This window comes from Paenibacillus yonginensis (genome assembly GCF_001685395.1).
Lineage (GTDB): Bacteria > Bacillota > Bacilli > Paenibacillales > Paenibacillaceae > Fontibacillus > Fontibacillus yonginensis.
Genome location: NZ_CP014167.1, coordinates 4820884 through 4840052, shown reverse-complemented (window position 1 = coordinate 4840052; position 19169 = coordinate 4820884). Strand labels below are relative to the sequence as shown.

Genomic DNA, 19169 nt, shown 5'->3' with positions numbered 1-19169 from the left:
TCCTTTTATAAGAAAAGAACAGCCCGCCACGGTCATGAAGCCGATGCGGGCTGTATTTCTTTTCTCAACTTATTCACCATCTTTAATGATGGCTCTCCCCTCCACATGCCGTTTGCCGAATTGTTTGCTCAGCTTGCGATTCTCCTTCGATTCAAATACGATATCCAAATCATAATCTTCTCCTGGATAAAGCTCGCTTCGGCTGATATACGGCTTGAGCCGTTTATGGTTGATCTTCAGCTTCTGCTTCTGCACTTGAACGCCAAGCATTCCCCGGCTGTCCTCCGGCGCGCATACAATCCCCATTCTGTTTAGGGAAGTGATCCAGACTGCATCTCCGATTTCGTAGGCCGGACGCTGATTCACGGACATTTCTTCCTGCCCTGCCGGTTCAGGCTCAGGAGGCGATTCCGGCTCCTCTGCCAGCAGTTCCTCCTGACTCTCCGACATTACCGGCATTACCGGCATTACCGGGATTGCCGCCTTCGCCTCGTCCTGCCTGCTTGCCTGTCTGCCGGCAGTATGATGAATCAATTGCCGCGAGCGTTCAATAACGCCGCCGTCCATCCCGAGCCTCCGCGCGATTTCAAGCGCATAACTTTGCCCCGCTTCACCGATGGTCAGCCGGTACAGCGGCTTCAGAGATACCGGATCAAACTCCATGCGGGCGTTGCAGAAGCCGGGCGTTTGGGCGGCAAATTCCTTCAGTCCGTTAAAATGCGTGGTGACGGCAACCATTGCCCCTTTGCGGCCAAGCTCTTCCAAAATAGCGATGGATAACGCCATTCCTTCGGCCGGATCCGTGCCCGCAGCAAGCTCGTCGATCAACATCAGACTGGAGCCGTCCGCTGTCTCCAGCATTTGGGACAAGCTGGAGATTTGGGCGGAGAAGGTGCTCAGCGACTGCTCCAGACTTTGCCCGTCGCCAATGACAGCCCGAATATTCTGGAACACAGCGACACGGGATCCATCCTCAGCGGGAATCAGCAGCCCCGACTGGGCCATCAGCGTCAGCAGCCCGATCGTCCGCAGTACAACCGTCTTGCCGCCGGTATTCGGGCCGGTAATAATCATGCCTTTGGTTTTGCCGCCCAAAGAAATGTCCAGCGGCACCATCGTTTGCAGCAGCTTCGGATGTTTAGCGCCCACCAGGCGTATTTCGCCGCCCGCGTTCAGCGGAACGGCCCGCCCGCCGATGGATGCCCCATATTTTCCCTTAGCGAAAATAAAGTCATACGTCCCTGTAATCTCGATGTTCTGCTTAAGTTCCGCCGCAGAGGCCTCCAGCATGGAGGAGAGCATCGCCAGAATTTTTGCTTCCTCTCTCGCTTCATCGCCCAGCAGAACATTCAGCTCAAACTGCAGAGACGAGATTTCTTCAGGCTCTACAAATACGGTTTGGCCGCTGGTCGACTGGTCCAGCACCGTTCCCTTCACCTGACGGTAATACTCCTTTTTGACCGGAATAACGTACCGCCCGTCCCGGGTGCTGATCAGCTGCTCCTGCAGCAGGGAGCTGTATTTGGACAGCACGGTCTGCATCCGTTTATGAATCCGTTCCTTGAGCGTATTCATCTTGCGGCGGATTTTCTCCAGCTCCTTGCTGGCGCTGTCCTCGATCCGCCCATGCCGGATGCAGCGGTTGATCTCGTCCTGGAGGCGCTGCTCTTCGCAAAGAGACAACGCATAGGAAGCGACCAGGGGCGCAAGCTCCATTTTGCCGGCCATGTACTTTCTCAGCTGACTGCAGCTGCGCAGGAACTGGGCAACTGCCGCAAAATCCTGCTCGCCAAACAGATAACCGCTGCCGAGCAGGGATATAACCAGCTCGATCCCTTCCAGGGAAGGCAGCGGCACACTAGCCCCTTTAGCAATAATCGCATTAGCCTCCGCAGTTTCGGCCAGCTTCCGCTCCGCGACGGCAAGCTTCTCCTCCGGGACCAGCTCGGCGATCCGCCTGCGTCCTTCATAAGAAACCGCGAAACGCATCAATTCTTGAACCATTTCTTCATAACCTAAAGTTTGCAGTGCTGCTTGATCCATTTTGTTTCCATTCCTCCTTTGATTTGACAACGCAAAAAAGGGGCAAAGAATGAACGAATTCATTCCTTGCCCCGGATAGACTCCAGCCTTGGATAGAAGCAAAATTCAACAAAAAAACCGTGCTGCAAAGACAGCACGGTTGCTGAATCATGTTCCGATCAAGGCCGTAAACGGGCGACAATGATGGTCCGTGTGTTCTTAACTAATTTCAGGATGAATCCGGGCAGAGGAAAAACGAGCTCCTTTACGGTCATTTTTCTCGCAAAGGGGCCTTCCACCGTAACTCATCGCTATGAAATTGCTTAGTTAAGAACGATCACCGTCATCAAAATCTCTCCCGTCAATTAGGATACCGCTAATGTATCAATTCATGGATGGAGAGTCAAGAGGCATATTTCAGTTTAAATAAATATTCCAGATATTTCCCATTTTCGTTTTAATTGCGGCCAATTTTCCAATTTTTCGTGATTTATCCTCTGCTTCTACAACTTTACGCCGCTTTTGGTCGTCTAATACGGTGAAAATGCATTTTATTGTGTCCTTCATTTGGAGTATGATAGATATATTGTTTTTGGACCAAAAATGTCATGGAAAGGCAGGTTACTCAAGTGTCATCACAAAACCGTCTCTTCAAAGCGTTCAGCGGGCTGAAGGTTTTCTGGATTTTCTCCCTGATCATGATTGTGAAGAGCTATCTGGCATGGACGGCCGTTTTTGACGGCATCCCTCCGTTATCGCCGATTTTGAAAGAACTTCCATTCGTCTGGATTACATTTTGTCTTGTTGAATATTTCGCTTCCAAACGCAAGACGTTATATTATCTGATCGTCAATTTGCTTTTAACCGGACTTTTCTTTGCTGTCATTATGTACCACAAATATTATGGCGTCATCGCTACGTACCACGCCCTGCAGCAGGTCAATCAGGTTACGGCGGTCAGCAACAGCGTATTTTCGCTTCTGGCTCCATATTATCTGCTGATCTTCCTGGATATCGTAGTGATCGGGATCTATCTGATCCGCAGAGCAAGACGCAACAAACATCAGGAGCCGCCTCGCCGTACAAATCGGGGACTCGTGTCGACTGTCTTCGTATTGGCTCTTGCCGTCTGCCTGCTTAACACCTGGCCAAACCGGGCCAGCATGAATGAGATCAAGAAAGCGGAAGCGATGGGCATTCTGAATTACGAAGCTTACACCGTACTTGCGTCTCAGAAAGAAAACCTGGTGGATCCTAACCAAATCACCCAGGACAAGATCAATGAGCTAAAAGGCACCTCCAAGCTGGAGAATCCCGTGTATTTTGGCCAGGCCAAAGGGAAAAACCTGATTATCATTCAGATGGAATCGCTGCAGAATTTCCTGATCAACCTGAAGATTGACGGTCAGGAAATCACGCCGAACCTAAATAAGCTGGCCAGTGAAAGCCTGTATTTCCCGCATTTCTATCAGATGGTTGGTCAAGGCAATACCTCTGATGCCGAGTTTGTCGTGAATACCTCCTTCTATATTCCGCCAAACGAAGCGGCCACCCAGAACTATCCGGATAAGCAGCTGCCGAGCCTACCGAAGCTGATGCAGGAGAATAATTATGATACGGCTACGTTCCACACCAACATCGTGGAATTCTGGAACCGCGGCGAGCTGTACAAGGCCCTCGGCTGGAACCGGTATTATGATCAGAAGTTTTATGGCACGGAAGACACCGTATTTTTTGGACCTATAGACGAGGTTTTGTATAAAAAGACTTTGCCGGAGCTGCAAAAAATGGACGCGGCAGACAAACCTTTCTATGCTCAGGTGATCTCCATGACCGCGCATCATCCGTTTACCATTCCGCACGAGCTGGATAAGATTCAGCTGCCGGAACGTTACCAGGATACGATGGTCGGCGATTATCTCCGTGCTCAGAACTATGCAGACTGGGCTTTGGGTCAATTTATTCAAGGCCTCAAGGATACCGGCATTTGGGATAACAGCGTCATCATGCTGTACGGCGACCACCAGGGTCTTCCTAAATATTCGCTCAGCAAAAAAGAAATGGATCTGATGGAGGAAATCTACGGCCATGAATACGGCAATATTGATATGATCAACATTCCGCTGATGATATCCGTTCCGGACACCGAACCTCAGGTGATCGACCATGTCGGCGGCGAAGTGGACATTATGCCAACTGCGGCTAACCTGCTTGGCATTTCGCTCGATAACCATATCCATTTCGGCCAGGATATTGTCAATCAGTCCTATAACCTGCTGCCTGAACGATATTATCTGCCTTCCGGCTCCTTCCTGAACGACAAGGCCTTGTTTATGCCAGGCGTCTGGTATGAGGACGGGGAGCAGCTGCCGCTGGCGGAAGACGGAGTCAGCCAGGCGTTGACGACAGAAGACGAATATAACCGGGCCTTGAAGCTGCTCCAGCTCTCCGACAGCTATGTGAAGCAGCTGCCGGACCGGACGGACAAATAACCGCAAGTTAGTTCCGCTTTGCCGAATCAGCGATTGAATAAAGATTGCTAGTTCACAGACATCCGGAAGCCGCTATGTTGGGCGGCGGCCGGGTGTTTTTTTCATGCTGCCAATTTTACACTTTCTATACTTATATGTTGACTAACTATTTTTATTGTCTTAAAATCGATCATTATCACTTAATTAGAACAGGAGTTAAATCAACTTGAATAATCAAACTTATCGCGTGTTGCTTTATTATAAATTTGTTCACATTGAAGATCCGGCGGCTTTCACCGCCGAGCATCTGCAATACTGCAAGGATCTGGGACTCAAAGGCCGTATCCTGATCGCCTCGGAAGGCATTAACGGAACCGTCTCCGGCACCTGGGAGCAGACCGAGCAATACATGAACGACCTGCGCAGCAATCCCCTGTTTGCGGATACCGTCTTTAAAATCGACGAGGTCGAAGGCCATACGTTCAAAAAAATGTTCGTCCGCCATAAGCAGGAGCTGGTCACTTTCCGATACGAGAATCCGCTTGATCCGAATACCAAATTCGGCAAACGTCTTTCGCCTAAAGAATTTCACGAGCAGCTGCAGCAGGAAGACGTAGTTGTCATCGACGGACGCAACGATTATGAATACGAAATCGGCCATTTCCGCGGCGCTATCCGTCCCGATGTTGAATCCTTCCGGGAATTCCCTGAATGGATCCGCGCCAATATGAGCCAGTTCAAGGACAAGAAGGTGCTGACTTACTGCACCGGCGGTATCCGCTGCGAGAAGCTGACTGGCTTCCTGATCGACGAAGGTTTCCAGGACGTCAACCAGCTTGAGGGCGGAATCGTGACCTATGGCAAGGATCCCGAAGTGCAGGGCCATTTGTTTGACGGAAAATGTTATGTGTTCGACGAACGCATCTCCGTGCCGATTAACCGCACCGAAGAAGACGTGGTCATTGCGAAATGTTACCACTGCGGCAAAACGCATGATCGTTACATCAACTGCCCGACCTGCAATTTGCAGCATGTCTGCTGCGAGGAATGCGAGGAGACTCATCACCGCTTCTGTTCTTCCGAATGCCGCGAGCATGCACCTGCCAATTACATTTATGAGAAGACGGAGGTTTCTCTTTGAACAAAATGAAAGAAATGCCGACAAGGGAATACCTGCTCCATCTGCTGAAAACCCGCGGACCGTTAACGGCCAAGGAAATGGCGGCCGAGCTCGGCATTACTGAAATGGCGGTTCGCCGCCATTTGGGGACGCTTGAGAGAGACAACCTCATTGAACCTCGTTTGCAGCGGCAGACGATGGGCCGGCCGACGTCCGTTTATGCACTGACTGAACATGCCGACGGAATGTTTCCCAAAACGTATCATAAGGTGGCCCTGGATTTGCTTGGCGAGCTTGCTGAAGAAGCCGGTGAAGATATGGTTGGCCGGCTGTTTGAACGCCGGAAGCTGAAGCTGATGCGGAATTATGAACCTAAGATGTCCGGCGAGGATCTGCGGGGGAAAGTCCGCCTACTGGCAGATATGCAGAATGAAGGCGGCTATATGGCCGAATGCGAAGAGCTGGATAACGGGCAATTTGTGCTGAAGGAGTACAATTGCCCGATTTTCCAGGTGGCCAATGTCTATAATCACGCCTGCAGCTGCGAGCTTGAGCTGTTCCAGTCTCTGCTCGGCACGGACGTTCAGCGGACTGAATGTTTGGCCAAAGGCGGGAGCTGCTGTACTTACGTGATTTCCCGGAAAGCGCAGGAGGAATAAAGGAATTTAAAAGCTCGGATTAAACAGCCGGTTCTCGAACAGCCGGCCTTTAAATCCGCAACTTATGATACATAGTTGTTGACTAAGTTGGGAAAGTTCTTTACAATGTCTGTTGTAAGCAAGTTAATACCCACTTTGAGGAGGAATTTATAATGGCTCATCAATTGCCAGCATTGCCTTACCCAGCTAACGCTCTCGAACCGCATATCGACGAAACTACAATGAACATCCACCACGACCGTCACCATAATACATATGTGACCAACCTCAACTCTGCTTTGGAAAGCGCTCCTGAACTGCAAAGCAAATCCGTTGAAGAATTGATCGCTAACCTGGACGCTGTTCCTGAAAACATCCGCACAGCTGTCCGCAACAATGGCGGCGGCCATGCCAACCACTCCCTGTTCTGGGAAGTTATCGGGCCAAACGGCGGCGGCGCTCCTAAAGGCAACGTGGCTGCAGCGATCGACAGCGAGCTTGGCGGCTTCGAGAAATTCAAAGAAGATTTCACTAAAGCAGCTACTACCCGCTTCGGCAGCGGCTGGGCATGGTTGTCCGTGAAAGACGGCAAACTGGTCGTTTCCAGCACGCCTAACCAAGACAACCCGATCATGGAAGGTGCTACACCTATCCTGGGTCTGGATGTTTGGGAGCATGCTTACTACCTGAACTACCAAAACAAACGCCCTGACTACATCGCCGCTTTCTGGAATATTGTTAACTGGGACGAAGTTGAGAAACGTTACAACGCTGCGAAGTAAGCTCGCTGAGACTTAAGAGAAAAAGGAATCCTTCCTTTTTCAGTTAACGATACCCCTAAGAATGAAGGGCAGCCCGATGGGCTGTTCCCCTCAAATTCTTAGGGGTATTTATATATCCGGCTATATATCAGGGACAACTTCGATTTGATCTGCAGAATATAATAAGCCCCTTTTCCGTTTGTATATGGATCATAGTAACAGAACAAATCAAAAGCTTATTTACATAAAAATATCAATTAATTACAAAAAATAAATAGACAACAAAAAAGGCACCGATCATATAGACCGGCGCCTTTTTGGGCAGAAACTTTTTGATAGCTGTTTCAGAGAGTTCATTCCACTTTGGCAGCTGTTAATGGGAGGACGAAAGCTTCTCCTGTGCAAAGGCCCGGTCAATTGCGTTCAAAAGGACACGGTCCGGGTCGCATTTGTATTCCCAAAACATGATTCCGCCCAGCCCCTGCTCTTTGATATATTGGCATTTGCAGGCGATCGACTGCTCATCGTCATAAGTAATAAACGTGCTGCCGTCAAAAAGATAAGGCGCTTTGGCTTCATCATCCCAATAACGTTGGTAGCCGTTTTTGCCCATATATTTGGCGGCCAGCTCGCCGTAATCGGGCCCGTACCCGCCGGAGCTGGCGGTCATCTGATAGAGGCCCTGATTGTGGTTCGGGACCTCCTTCCACATGCGGGAATAAAAAGCGGCGCCCAGCAGCAGCTTCTCCTTAGGTACCCCGGCCCGGATAAACATTTGCGCCGAAGCATGGGCGCTGATCCGGAACAAATCCCCTGTTCCCGTATAGAGATTGGTATGATGCCCGGTTAACGTCTGGAAGCCGCCGCGCATGTCGTAGGTCATCAACTGCACGTAATCCAGGTATTGCTGCGCCTGGTCCATTTCGGTGCCATCCAGGTAATATTGGTCGGCACCAGCCGCAATCGTAAGCAGGTAATGGCGTCCGTCTTTGGCGCCTGCCACGTCCAAAGCTTCGCGGATTGCGGCGAGCAGCAGCGTGAAGTTGGTTTTGTCTGCCGGACTGGACGCGATGCCTGCCTCCGAGTAGCAGGGATATTCCCAGTCCAGGTCAATCCCGTCGATGGCGTAATCCGTGACAACTCTAACAGCGGAGGCAGCCATCCTCAGCCGGCCTTCCGGCGTCGAGGCGGCTTCGGAGAACCCGCCGGCGCTCCAGCCTCCGACTGACAGCAGGACGGCAAGGCCCGGGTTCATCCGTTTGATTCCGGACAGCAGCTCCAGGCTGATCAGATGCCCGGTCTGAATTTCATCGTTGTTGACATGGCCAAACGCGATATTTAAGTGGGTCAGCTTCATGGCATCTTCCCGGTTTAATCCCGGCAAATCGCGGTCGCCGACATAACCAACTACCCGGTACGGCTTAAGCTGTGCCGTCTCCTTATTGGCCAATTCCGGCTGTCTGAGTGCCGCCGTTTGCTCCGGCTGATCAAATGATGTAGGCTCCATGCTTAGGATCACCTTCCCTAATTAGATTGAATGCCTGTCAGAATGCCCAGCGCTTCTTTGCCGCTGCCGGGTTTGTATCCCGATTCCTGATACCGGATGCGGCACCCGTGGTCCAGCACGTACAAATAAGGGTATCCCGAGCCGCCGAGGGGGGCTGCTTTGGCGAAAGCCTGCAGGCTTTCGCCTGCCGGGTCCAGCACAAAGCCGGCGATGGAGGGAAGCCCCGGATGGGCAGCCTCCAGCTCCGCTAATGCCGCCATATCCAAGCCACCCGTTACGAACAGAAGCGGAGCGCCGGCCGCATCAAAAGCCTCCGCCAGCTCGGCCGATTCCCGCAGCAGATGTTTGGACGGCTCGCGGGACGGGTCCACAAAGGCGACCACGGCGCCTTTGTCCGCAGCCTGGTCCCCAAGCCGGATGATGCCTGCCCCTTCATTACCGGCCGTAAATCCGGCTGCCGGATCGACCTGTCCCAACACCGGAATAGCCTGCTCCGGCTGATGGAAAGTAATCGGCACCGTGATTTCCTTGCCGGGCTGCAGCTCAAAATAGGCGAACCGGCCGTAGACGGTGCCTTCCTTAAGCCGGATGCCCGTGGTAAGCCGGTATTCGCCGGCTTCAACCTCCAGCGGCTCAGCGAAATCTTTTTTGGCGTGCGGGTAAATCAAGGTTTTATAAATTCCGTTCTCCAGTCTGGCCAACGTAAAGTTTTCATTATAGGAGGCCTCCGGGCCGGACTCTGACTCGCTTATCAAACAAAGGGTGCCGGTCTCGCGGGTGTCCTGCTTGGAGCTGGCTATCGTCCGTGGATGACCTTCAAACTCGGCGACCTGCCATCCGCTTTCAGCTTTATACTGAGGGTACAGCTCGCTGGGATGCAGCCTTGCCGGGATGCCCAGACTGCGGCAAACCGCCACGAAACAAAGATCAATGGAACCGGAGTCGCCTTTCTTCAAGGCGAAGGTGCCGCCTGGCGCTGCTTTCCCGCGGAGGTGGGTCAAATCGTCCCGAATCTCCCATTCCTGATTTAGAAACTCTACCAAACGTGAAGGGTCCTCGCGGAATTCCGCGGCTTCCTCTGCCGTAAATGCAGCCTGGATCGCCTTCCGGTAAGGCGTGAGCATTTCATAATACACTCTTGGCCGCAAAATATAACGGCTGAAGACCTCCTCTTCCTGTCCGCCGAGCAGCGGCATAGCCCCTTCCAGATGATCCACCAGCACTTCCCTGCCGGTGTCGATCAAATCCTTGTCATTCAGCGCTTCCAGCAGCTTAAGCGCCCATTCTCCATGTATGGGCGACTGCTCCTTAAGGAAAGCAGCGATGTCCTGCGAATTGCCGCGCGCTTTCTCCAATACGGCCCACACGCGGTCTTCGGGCAGCTTGAGTCCGCGCGCCAATTCTACGGCTTCCGGTTCGCTTATGAAAGTGGCTTCGTAAGCCGCACGGATGGCGGCTCCTTCCGCGACCCGGGCGGCATGGCGCTCCAGCGCTTCCTCCGTAAGGGGCGCGAGCTCGGGATCCGGAATTTCCGGCGGCGGCACCATGATAAAATCTTCGGATGCCTGCGGCTGCCCGGTTTGACTTAACATGATCTCCAAACGTTTGGCCTCCGCAGCGGTCAATTGGCATTGCCCCCACCGATCCTTATGAGCGGCCCGGACAAACAGCTCCCCGTAGCCCGTTTTGAAGCTGACTTCTCCCTGCGTGTCCGTCTCCAGCTGCGCCAGCGGGTACAGCTCGGCATAGTTGTACAGCAAGAACTGAACGGTAGCGCCGGACACCGCTGCACCACTGCTGTCCCTGACGCTGACCGTGATCGTGCGGGCAGGCGCGTAGTTGTCCAGCAGGTTGATCTCCGTATGCCACTTGTCGGAATACGTGATGTCCTCGGGCCCGGTATACTGCGCGGGCACGCGGGAATGCACCAGCATCGCCCGCCGCGCCGGGCCGCTGAACCAGCCTTGATCCAGCCGCGCTTCCGGTTCGCAGGCGCCGATATAATGCCATTTGCCATCGGCCCAGGCTTCGACCCAGGCATGATTGTCGTCGCAGTGGGCCCAGCGCGGCGTGTAGCACTGGCGTGCCGGAATCCCGATGCTGCGCAGTGCGGACACGCAAAGCGTCGATTCTTCCCCGCAGCGTCCTCTGGCGCTGCGGATCATGCCGATCGGCGAAAGTGTGCGCAGGTCGCTGCCGATATAAGTCGCTTTTTCATGGCACCAGTAATTGGCCTCCAGAATCGCTTCCTCCATGGTCAGCCCTTGAACGCGGGGACCCAGCTCTTCATGGATGACCCTGCGGTAGTCCTCGATATTTTCGTTGTTGACGCGGTAAGGCAGCACAAAATGCAGAAAAACAGAATCCGGAATCCGGCTGCCCCACTCCATTTGTCTGCGGGTTGCCAGCGCCTGCCGGACATGCGAAAGAAACAACTCCCCGCTGTAGTCCGCCATGTCGTTTAACGGCATGTAAGCATACAAGAATTGCAGCGAGAAACGCTCCTCTGCCGTCAAAGGCTCGTCGAATACGCCGAACAGCTCCTGCCGGCGCGCACTGCCAATGTCCAGCTTCTCCTTAAACCGCTGCTCCATGTTCAGCAGCTCCTGCTCACTCAGCGAAAATACCGGGGTTTTCAGCTCCATAGGGTTCACTCACTCCTTCCACAATTTTCCGTCTTCACGGATATAGAAAGTGCCGGTTCCATCCGCCGAAGGCGCGGAAATCAGGAACGTCCGGGTTGTCGTTTCGATACGCGGCCGGATTTGCCGCACGTCCTCCAGGAAATCTCCGGCCAGTACGGCCAGATCTTCCGAGAAAGCTCCTGTCTCGGCAAAATGATTGCGCTGCCGGTAATACAGCCGTCTCAGCTTCCATTTGATGTATTCGTCCTTCGGAATCTCAAAGCCTGCTGGCTTATCTCCCTCTGCAAAAACCACATATCCCCACAGCTCCGGATAATGCATGTTAATGAGGCCCTGCGGCGACCAGACCCAGTTCTCCTCCGGGTAAGGTTTGCCTGTTGCCGGGTTCAATACCTTGACGTATCCACCGTCTTTAACCTCCGTCCGCCACTCTACCCGCGAGAAGTTGACGCGCCAGAACTGCCCCGCCTCGGGCGGTCTCCCTTCTGCAGCACATTCCTTCAGCACCGACCACGGCATGGCGACTTCCACGCTCCACATCCGATTAGCCGCACCCGGCTTGTTGAGTTCCCCGTCGATGTAGACCGCTGTCTGCAAGCCTTGAATATCCCATCCATTGACCGGCGGGCCTCCGTCCCGGTAAGGCTTGATGAGCAGCAGATCCCACACCGTGTTCAGCGCGTTAACTTCGAATTCGTAATACTGGTGTGTATCGCCGTCCGGATCGATGAAGATTTCAAAGTCATTATCGTAAAAAATAACCGAATCTCGCTTCGTCAGCGTCGCCCAGATTTGATCCTCCATCAGCTCCGCGCCGAAATAAAAATAGTCGTCGTCCCACAGCATTTTCACCCGCGTCCGTTTGGCCGGCTTGGGCCGAAGATCGCCTTCAATGTCAACGAAATCCTCCGTCCATTCGGCTCCCGCCCAAAAAGGCTTATCCAGCCGCCCATCCAGCACAAGCTTGCCGGGAGCTTTGCGGCAGATGTAGTGATTGGGAGCGTAAGTCAGATTGGGCTCCGGTACTCCGCTTAAATTCATTTGTTCTCCCCTCCGTTCCTGCTGGACATTCTTGCAGCCTATGCTGCCTCGTCATCGAATCCGAAGCACATGGGCAATCGGCGTTTCGCCGCTTCGGAGACCTTCCGGAAGCTCGACTTCAATCCCTTCCGCCGTCCGGGTAAAGGCCAGCTGCTCCGGTCCGCCGACCAAACCGATACGCTCCGCATCCATTTGCAGAGGAATCAGCAGCTTGCCTGGAACTCTGGATTGTTCATCCGGATAAAGGTTAATGGCATAAACCGTGTCTCCCTTGCGTGTCAAACGAATATTCCCGGCCGAAAAAGGTTCGCAGACCCGCGTCCCGTAGATCGCTTCCCCGTTCACCTTCAACCAGGCCCCCAGCCCTTTCATGCCGGCAATGGCTCCCTTGGGCAGGCGCCCATCCGGCTGCGGGCCGACATTGAGCGCCAGATTACCACCCTTGGCCACGATTTCAACCAGGAGGTGCACCAGCTGGCGCGGCGTTTTGTATTTATCCTCATAACCGAAGGAGAACGAAGTTCCCAGGGTGATACAGCTTTCCCAAGGCACGTTCATCGGCCGCTCCGGCAGGGTTTGCTCCGGCGTAATCAGGTTTTCATAAGGTCCGCCTACGGTCCGATCTGCGGTGAGCAGCCAAGGTTGAATCTCCCTTGCTTTCTCCACGACTTCGCCAAGGCGAATGTCCTGATCCCGGCGGGCGTTGACCCAGCCCGCATCCAGCCAAAGCATATCGATCCGCCCGTAACGGGTCATCAGCTCCATAATTTGATCATGCGTGAACTGGACAAACTGCTCCCACAGCCAAGGGTATTCCTTGGGATCGTAGGACGGACCGCGCCACATCTGGCTGCCTCTCTCCATGCCCGGCGCCCAGTAATAAGGCGTATGCCAATCCGCCTTGGAGAAATACGCCGAAATCGCCAAACCTTTGGCCCGGAAGGCATCAAACAGCTGCTTGCAGATGTCCGCATATTTATGGGTATGGAACGGGCACTCCGGCCCCGTAATCCGGTAGTCGGTCGTATGGGTATCCCACATGCAGAACCCGTCATGGTGTTTGGTCGTAAAGGTCAAATATTTAAAACCGCTGTCGGCCGCCAGCTCCGCCCATTGCTCGGGCTGGAAACGGATCGGATTAAACGTTTTGTTCAGTGCAAAATATTCGCGTTTCAGCTCTTCGCCGTCCACGCCCCAGTCGACGTCATGTCTGGCCCAGTCCGCATCACCGTCGCTCAGCACCCACGATTCGACCAGCCCGAGCTGGGAATAAGGCCCCCAGTGCATCATCAGGCCAAGCTTCTGATCCTGGAACCATTCGAGACGCTCCAGCAGGAGCGGGTCTTCAGGTTTGACCCAGTCGCGTTCGCTGCTGTAGTTGTGGACGCCTTCCTGGACCACGGTCTCTTCTTGAGAGACAGGCTCCTGGGTGGCGGATTCCGCTTCCGTCGTTCTCAGATCGCTCATGATTTCCCTCCTAGAAAGAATGAAAGAATAATTGTAGAGCAGTGTTCGCCCGTACCCCTCCGCTAACATCTTCGAGCAAGCATTTTTTGCATTTTACTAACAACCTTTAATCCGCAAGCTCCAGCTCGATCACCGTATCGATATCCTCGTCTGACTCCGCGCCAGGCAGGTGGATGAAAGCTCCACCTTCTATATCCGAATACTGCTCCGCCATCCAAGGGACGCTCACTTGGAGTTCCGAGCCGTCGGCCAGCAGACGGGCCCGTCTGATCCGGTCTTTGAGGCCGGCGAAATAGATCGGGCCGATGCCGCGGTCAAAGACGTGAGCGTACAGCCGGCTGCCTCGCTGCGTATACCTGCCCCACTCCGGCTTGGGAAGATTGGCGGCGGAGCAGCCGTAAATGCTGTCCCCGTTTCGTTCCATCCAGCGGCCGACTTTGCTCAATACGTCAAGGGAGGCTTCAGGAATTTCGCCTTTTGCGTCGGGGCCGACATTCAGCAGGAGGTTGCCGTTTTTACTCACGCATTCAACCAGCGTCCGCACGACCTGTCTGGCTGATTTGGTGTGAGGATCGCCGGCATGATACCCCCAGTTATCATTGAGGGTGATGCAGGCCTCCCAAGGAAGCGGCTCCCCGAGTTCGTTGACCACGCCTCCGGGCGGAACGATCTGCTCCGGCGAATAGAAATCGCCGGCGTAGATTTCGGGCTCCGCAGCTTTAATGTGGCCGCCAAGCCGGTTGTCGATCAGAATGTCCGGCTGCAGGCTGCGGATCATTTGCACCAGCTCCGCTGCTTTCCACTTTTCCCCTGTCATCTCATCATAAGAGAAATCAAACCACATGATGTCTATTTTCCCGTATCCGGTCAGGAGTTCGCGGACTTGGCCATGCATATATTCAAGATAACGCTCGAACTGGTGATCCTTATCCTTGTAAGCCTCATTGCTTCGCATCGGGTGAATGCGGTCGCCGTATGCCGGATAGTCCTCATGATGCCAGTCAATCAGCGAATAATAGAACCCGATACCGATGCCCTCGGCCCGGAATGCCTCCACAAATTCCCGAACCAGATCGCGTCCGGCAGGCGTGTTTGTTGCTTTATAGTCAGTCAGCTGGCTGTCAAACAGGCAGAAGCCGTCGTGATGTTTGGTAGTCAGGATCGCATATTTCTGTCCGGCCGTTTTGGCCGCCTTCGCCCATTCTTTCGGATTGTAACGGACGGGATTAAATGCTTCGAAATAAGGCTGATACTGCTCATTGCTGATCCGCTCATGGCTTCTTACCCACTCGCCCCGTGCAGGGATAGCATATAACCCCCAATGGATAAACATGCCGAAGCGGTCCTGTCTGAACCGGGCCGTACGGCTCCATCTGTCGTCCACGATGCTTCACCTCTCTAATGAAAAAGGGGGGATATCCCCCTCTTCCAATTTGATTTTTGTTATTCAGCTGTTATCGGCTGTCCTTTATCGGACTTTACCTTGGCCTGAACTTGTTCAAATTTCGGCGCAGCCGTCAGATATTCACTGTCTTACTGATTGCTGTTCCAGCGGTCATAAGCCGCCTGGTACACCTCGCGAACCCGGTCGCTGCCCATTTTCTGCAGCTGGCTTATATATTTATCCCAGTTGGACAGCGGCTCCTGGCCGGTCACAAACTTCGCTTCCATCTGCGTCACATACGTTTCGAGATCAGACAGCAGCGCGGAAACCTCGGTTTGTTCGTCGTTCGTCAAATAGACGTTCGGGAATGGAACCTTGCCGATCGGCACAAGCTTCTCTTCATTTTGCTTCTGAATCCAGTCGTCGAAATCGGATCTCAGACCGTTGGTCATCTCGGTAAGGTTAACCCCCGGCGTCAGGATGCCGTAGTTTGGCGTAATTGTACCGCGATATTCTTCGCGGTCGCCGCCGCCCGGTACAGGCAGCCATTCTTTCTCGTGGGTAGCTTCGTCTTTATATTTCCAAAGCGTGCCTTCCGGGCCCTGCGTCCACAACGTTGCGCCTTCATAGCCGTATTGATAATCAATCCAGCGCATCGTTGCTTCCGGATTCGGGTTGCTCTTCGTGATGGCAAAGGTGCCGTTAGCCGACATGCCCGGATGTTTGCCATATACCGGCGTACCTGCAATTTCGCTGGCAACCGGCGTCATCATTGGATCTTCTTCGCTTGGATCCCCGCCCAGTGTAAAGTAGGCCATATAGTCACTGAACAGCAGCACCTGATTGTTTTTGCCTTTGGCTTTCTTCTGGTCATCTGTCTGAGAGAACGTTTCATGATCCAGCAGATCTTCTTTCCAGAGACGATTCATGAAGGTCAGATATCCCTTATAACCTTCTTCTTGAGGCGAATAATGAACTTTGCCTTCTTTGTCGGCATAAATCTCCGTATCATACATGCCCCAGAAACCGAAGAAATACATGCGCAGATCGTCAAGCTTAACCGAGGTCAGCGGAATTTCGTCCGCTTTGCCGTTGCCGTTCGGATCTTCTTCTTTAACACGCTTCAGCAGCGTATACAACTCCTCCGTCGTCTTTGGCTCGGTTGCCCCAAGCGCCTTCAGGAACTTCCCGTTGTACCACATCGGCCCCCGGTACCAAACCGCAGCTGTATCAATGAAAGGCAGCGCGTAGATGTGACCGTCGGTTGTCGTGATATTTTTACGAATGTTCGGGTTCTCGTCCAAAATCTTCTTGAGGTTAGGCGCGTAGTTGTCGATCAGATCCTCCAGCGGAATAAGCACGCCCTGGCTGCCATACGTCACCTGCTCGGCAGGAGTAAGATCAGCGGCATAAAGCATATCCGGCAAATCGCCGCTGGCAAATACGAGGTTCTTTTTGGTAGCAAAGCTGTCAATCGGAGCCGTTTGGAACTCAACTTTGATGTTGGACAGCTTCTCCATTTCCTTAACAACCGGCATGGTATTCCAATCCGCCATACCCGAATCGGGAGCCATCATCGTCAACGTGATAGGCGTGTCGACAATTGGAAAACCGTCTTTCTTGACCTCGCTTGCAGCGTTCGATGAACCTGCAGCGCCGCTGTTGCCGCTGCCTTCGGCCGTTTTGTTATTCGACGAACCGCAGGCAGACAGCAGGGAAACCAGCAGGATGAGACTTAATACGAGAGCCCCTTTTTGTTGCAGCTTTTGCATAAATGTACCTCCTATTTGTTTGTTTTGTATGGCAAAATCAGCCCTTGACGGAGCCAATCATGACACCTTGCACGAAATACCGCTGCAGAAACGGATAAATGATGATTACTGGCAGGGTTGAAACGATAATCACGGCATACTTGACGAGCGCCGCTACTTCCGCTTTGTTGTTGAGTGCTGTTGCCGTAGAGGCGTTTAAAGCACCCGCTTGGGCGGACATCTCCTGCAGCACCAGAATTTGGCGCAATACGAGCTGAAGCGGGTATTTGCCATGGTCGTTCAAATAAATCATCGCCGAGAAATAGTTGTTCCAGTGTCCAACTCCAAAGAACAGGGCCATTACCGCGATAATCGAGCTGGATAACGGCAGAACGATCCGGAAGAATAAACGGAAGTTGCTGCAGCCATCAATCTCAGCCGCCTCCTGCATTTCTTTCGGAATGGCGCTTTGAAAGAACGTCCGGCAGACGATCAGATTCCAGACAGAGGTAGCTCCCGGCAGAATCAGCGCCCACATGCTGTTGACGAGTCCTAAATTCTTAACGAGCAGGTAGGTCGGCACCAGTCCCCCACCAAAAAACATCGTCACCATAAACACAGCCATAAAGAAGTTGCGGCCGACAAAATCTTTCCTGGCCAGCGCATATGCCGCCGGGATCGTGACGATCAGATTGACGAGTGTGCCTATAACGGTATACAGAATGGTATTGCCATAGCCGACCCAGATCTGGGTATCCCGGAACACCCTTTGATAACCCTCAAAGGTAATATCTTTGGGCCACAGCCACATTTCGCCAGAGGCAACAAGCTTCGGATTGCTGATCGACGCGCTGATAATATAGAGTACGGGATATGCCACAATCACGAAGGCCATAAACAGAAAGATATAGTTGCAGGTCAGGAAAAACCGGTCACGCTTGGTTTCTTTGATAGTCGTAATCACGAGCGGCCACTCCCTTCTTCTACCATAAGCTGTTTTCGCTGGTGCGCCGGACGATCTGGTTCACCAAAATCAGCAGAATAGCGTTAACAACAGAGTTGAACAAACCTACCGCGGTCGAGAAGCTGTATTGGGCATTGAGCAGACCCGAACGGTACACGAAGGTTGAAATCACATCGGACGCTTCCATATTCAGCGGATTTTGCAGCAGCAAAATTTTCTCGAAGCCTACGCCAAGCAGTCCGCCCATATTCAGAATCATCAGAATCGTAATGGTCGGGATTATCGCCGGGATATTGATATGGCGAATTCGCTGGAACCGTGAAGCCCCGTCCAGAATAGCCGCTTCATGCAGCCCCGGATCAACGCTTGTCAAAGCCGCCAAATAGATGATCGTGCCCCAGCCTGTGCTCTGCCATACATCCGACAGCACATACATCGTTTTGAACCACCTTGGATCGGTAAGGAAATCCGGGGCCGTCAGACCAAACGCCTCAATCAGATGGACCACCATCCCCGAGGAAGGAGACAGGAAGGTAATGATCATACCGGCCATCACGACCATCGAAATAAAGTGCGGGGCATAAGTGACCGTCTGCACCGTACGTTTGAATAAGCCGTCTTTCACTTCATTAAAGGCAAGTGCAAGAATAATCGGCAGCGGGAACCCGACAGCCAGTCCGTACAGACTGATGCTCAGCGTGTTCCAGAGCAGGTCCCAGAAGTAATAGGAATTAAAGAAACGAACGAAATGATCGAAGCCGACCCAAGGACTGCCCCAAACTCCATCCACGGGAATAAAGTTCTTGAACGCAATCTGAATCCCGTACATGGGGAAATAACTGAATATGACGATGCTTAGAAATGCCGGGGCGATAAAGACATAGAGCTGCCAATTTCGCAGGATGTTTCGCCAGGTTTTGCTTCTTGTCTTCTTGGTTCGGATCACTGGAGCATCCAGTACAGCTTGTGCATTATCCTCCATCCTCTTACTCCTCTCACTATTAGATATAAAATGAACGCTGCCGGCAGCCTTCAGCCGGCGGGAGCATTTTATACAGATTAGAAACATCCGGCATTTTTGTCATTTTATCTGACATAGGTTCTCTAGCGCTTTTTCCGCCAGGGGCGGAAGTGTCAAACCTGTGTTAACCGGGTGTAAATCGAAGTCTATAGAAACAGGTCCGTTTCGTAAATATGTAGTTTTGACTTAAATTCTCAGTCCAAAGGCCTCTTTAACAGTTTTTCATGTCATCAAATATTACCTATCCAGTAATAGGCTGTCTGGCTAAACATGTATTTTTTGTGCTAAGATTTTCATGTAATCGCATACATTAAATATCACACTCGCTTGATTATGTAGGGTTTATGTTATAGTCATCCTTCCATTCAGGAGGGGGC

At 52.7% G+C, this 19169-nt stretch carries 13 protein-coding genes; 4 read left to right on the top strand and 9 right to left on the bottom strand.

Going from position 1 to position 19169, the window contains the following annotated elements; genetic code table 11:
• Positions 1–69: 69 nt before the first annotated feature.
• Positions 70–2043, bottom strand: coding sequence for an endonuclease MutS2 (locus AWM70_RS21845; RefSeq protein ID WP_068699994.1), 1974 nt, complete (start codon positions 2041–2043; stop codon positions 70–72).
• A 677-nt stretch (positions 2044–2720) separates the two neighbouring features.
• Between AWM70_RS21845 and AWM70_RS21840 the strand changes: the two genes are divergently transcribed.
• From AWM70_RS21840 to AWM70_RS21825, 4 genes are all read left to right on the top strand, one after another.
• Positions 2721–4514, top strand: a complete 1794-nt coding sequence (locus AWM70_RS21840; RefSeq protein WP_237167945.1) for an LTA synthase family protein — start codon at positions 2721–2723, stop codon at positions 4512–4514.
• 205 nt (positions 4515–4719) lie between these two features.
• Positions 4720–5634 (top strand): oxygen-dependent tRNA uridine(34) hydroxylase TrhO, encoded by a 915-nt coding sequence (trhO, locus tag AWM70_RS21835; protein ID WP_068699993.1) that lies wholly within the window; start codon positions 4720–4722, stop codon positions 5632–5634.
• Positions 5631–6272: a helix-turn-helix transcriptional regulator gene (locus AWM70_RS21830; RefSeq protein ID WP_068699992.1), complete on the top strand. Its 642-nt coding sequence runs from the start codon at positions 5631–5633 to the stop codon at positions 6270–6272. The genes trhO and AWM70_RS21830 overlap by 4 nt, the downstream gene beginning before the upstream one ends.
• A gap of 152 nt (positions 6273–6424) precedes the next feature.
• A complete protein-coding gene (locus tag AWM70_RS21825; RefSeq protein ID WP_068699989.1) occupies positions 6425–7033 on the top strand; it encodes a superoxide dismutase in 609 nt (202 codons plus the stop codon).
• A 352-nt stretch (positions 7034–7385) separates the two neighbouring features.
• Here AWM70_RS21825 and AWM70_RS21820 read toward each other — a convergent pair whose 3' ends face one another.
• The 8 genes from AWM70_RS21820 to AWM70_RS21785 form a co-directional block, all read right to left on the bottom strand.
• The gene (locus AWM70_RS21820) at positions 7386–8519 is read right to left on the bottom strand and encodes a glycoside hydrolase family 18 protein (protein WP_083180487.1); all 1134 of its coding nucleotides are present in this window, start codon (positions 8517–8519) and stop codon (positions 7386–7388) included.
• Between the two features lie 17 nt (positions 8520–8536).
• On the bottom strand, positions 8537–11164 hold the full coding sequence (locus AWM70_RS21815) for a transglutaminase domain-containing protein (RefSeq protein ID WP_068699987.1): 2628 nt from the start codon (positions 11162–11164) through the stop codon (positions 8537–8539).
• A 9-nt stretch (positions 11165–11173) separates the two neighbouring features.
• On the bottom strand, positions 11174–12205 hold the full coding sequence (locus AWM70_RS21810) for a carbohydrate-binding family 9-like protein (protein WP_068699985.1): 1032 nt from the start codon (positions 12203–12205) through the stop codon (positions 11174–11176).
• A gap of 51 nt (positions 12206–12256) precedes the next feature.
• Positions 12257–13672 (bottom strand): alpha-L-fucosidase, encoded by a 1416-nt coding sequence (locus AWM70_RS21805; RefSeq protein ID WP_068699984.1) that lies wholly within the window; start codon positions 13670–13672, stop codon positions 12257–12259.
• 106 nt (positions 13673–13778) lie between these two features.
• Positions 13779–15005 (bottom strand): alpha-L-fucosidase, encoded by a 1227-nt coding sequence (locus AWM70_RS21800; protein WP_083180590.1) that lies wholly within the window; start codon positions 15003–15005, stop codon positions 13779–13781.
• A gap of 200 nt (positions 15006–15205) precedes the next feature.
• A complete protein-coding gene (locus tag AWM70_RS21795; RefSeq protein WP_068699980.1) occupies positions 15206–16828 on the bottom strand; it encodes an extracellular solute-binding protein in 1623 nt (540 codons plus the stop codon).
• A 37-nt stretch (positions 16829–16865) separates the two neighbouring features.
• Positions 16866–17771: a carbohydrate ABC transporter permease gene (locus AWM70_RS21790; RefSeq protein WP_068699979.1), complete on the bottom strand. Its 906-nt coding sequence runs from the start codon at positions 17769–17771 to the stop codon at positions 16866–16868.
• 19 nt (positions 17772–17790) lie between these two features.
• Positions 17791–18753: an ABC transporter permease gene (locus tag AWM70_RS21785; protein ID WP_068699977.1), complete on the bottom strand. Its 963-nt coding sequence runs from the start codon at positions 18751–18753 to the stop codon at positions 17791–17793.
• Between the last annotated feature and the right edge of the window lie 416 nt (positions 18754–19169).

Coding starts and splice junctions, on each gene's coding strand:
- AWM70_RS21795 (WP_068699980.1), bottom strand. CDS start 16,828: ATGCAAAAGCTGCAACAAAAAGGGGCTCTCGTATTAAGTCTCATCCTG.
- AWM70_RS21810 (WP_068699985.1), bottom strand. CDS start 12,205: ATGAATTTAAGCGGAGTACCGGAGCCCAATCTGACTTACGCTCCCAAT.
- AWM70_RS21840 (WP_237167945.1), top strand. CDS start 2,721: ATGATTGTGAAGAGCTATCTGGCATGGACGGCCGTTTTTGACGGCATC.
- AWM70_RS21815 (WP_068699987.1), bottom strand. CDS start 11,164: ATGGAGCTGAAAACCCCGGTATTTTCGCTGAGTGAGCAGGAGCTGCTG.
- AWM70_RS21800 (WP_083180590.1), bottom strand. CDS start 15,005: ATGTTTATCCATTGGGGGTTATATGCTATCCCTGCACGGGGCGAGTGG.
- AWM70_RS21785 (WP_068699977.1), bottom strand. CDS start 18,753: ATGGAGGATAATGCACAAGCTGTACTGGATGCTCCAGTGATCCGAACC.
- AWM70_RS21845 (WP_068699994.1), bottom strand. CDS start 2,043: ATGGATCAAGCAGCACTGCAAACTTTAGGTTATGAAGAAATGGTTCAA.
- AWM70_RS21825 (WP_068699989.1), top strand. CDS start 6,425: ATGGCTCATCAATTGCCAGCATTGCCTTACCCAGCTAACGCTCTCGAA.
- AWM70_RS21805 (WP_068699984.1), bottom strand. CDS start 13,672: ATGAGCGATCTGAGAACGACGGAAGCGGAATCCGCCACCCAGGAGCCT.
- AWM70_RS21820 (WP_083180487.1), bottom strand. CDS start 8,519: ATGGAGCCTACATCATTTGATCAGCCGGAGCAAACGGCGGCACTCAGA.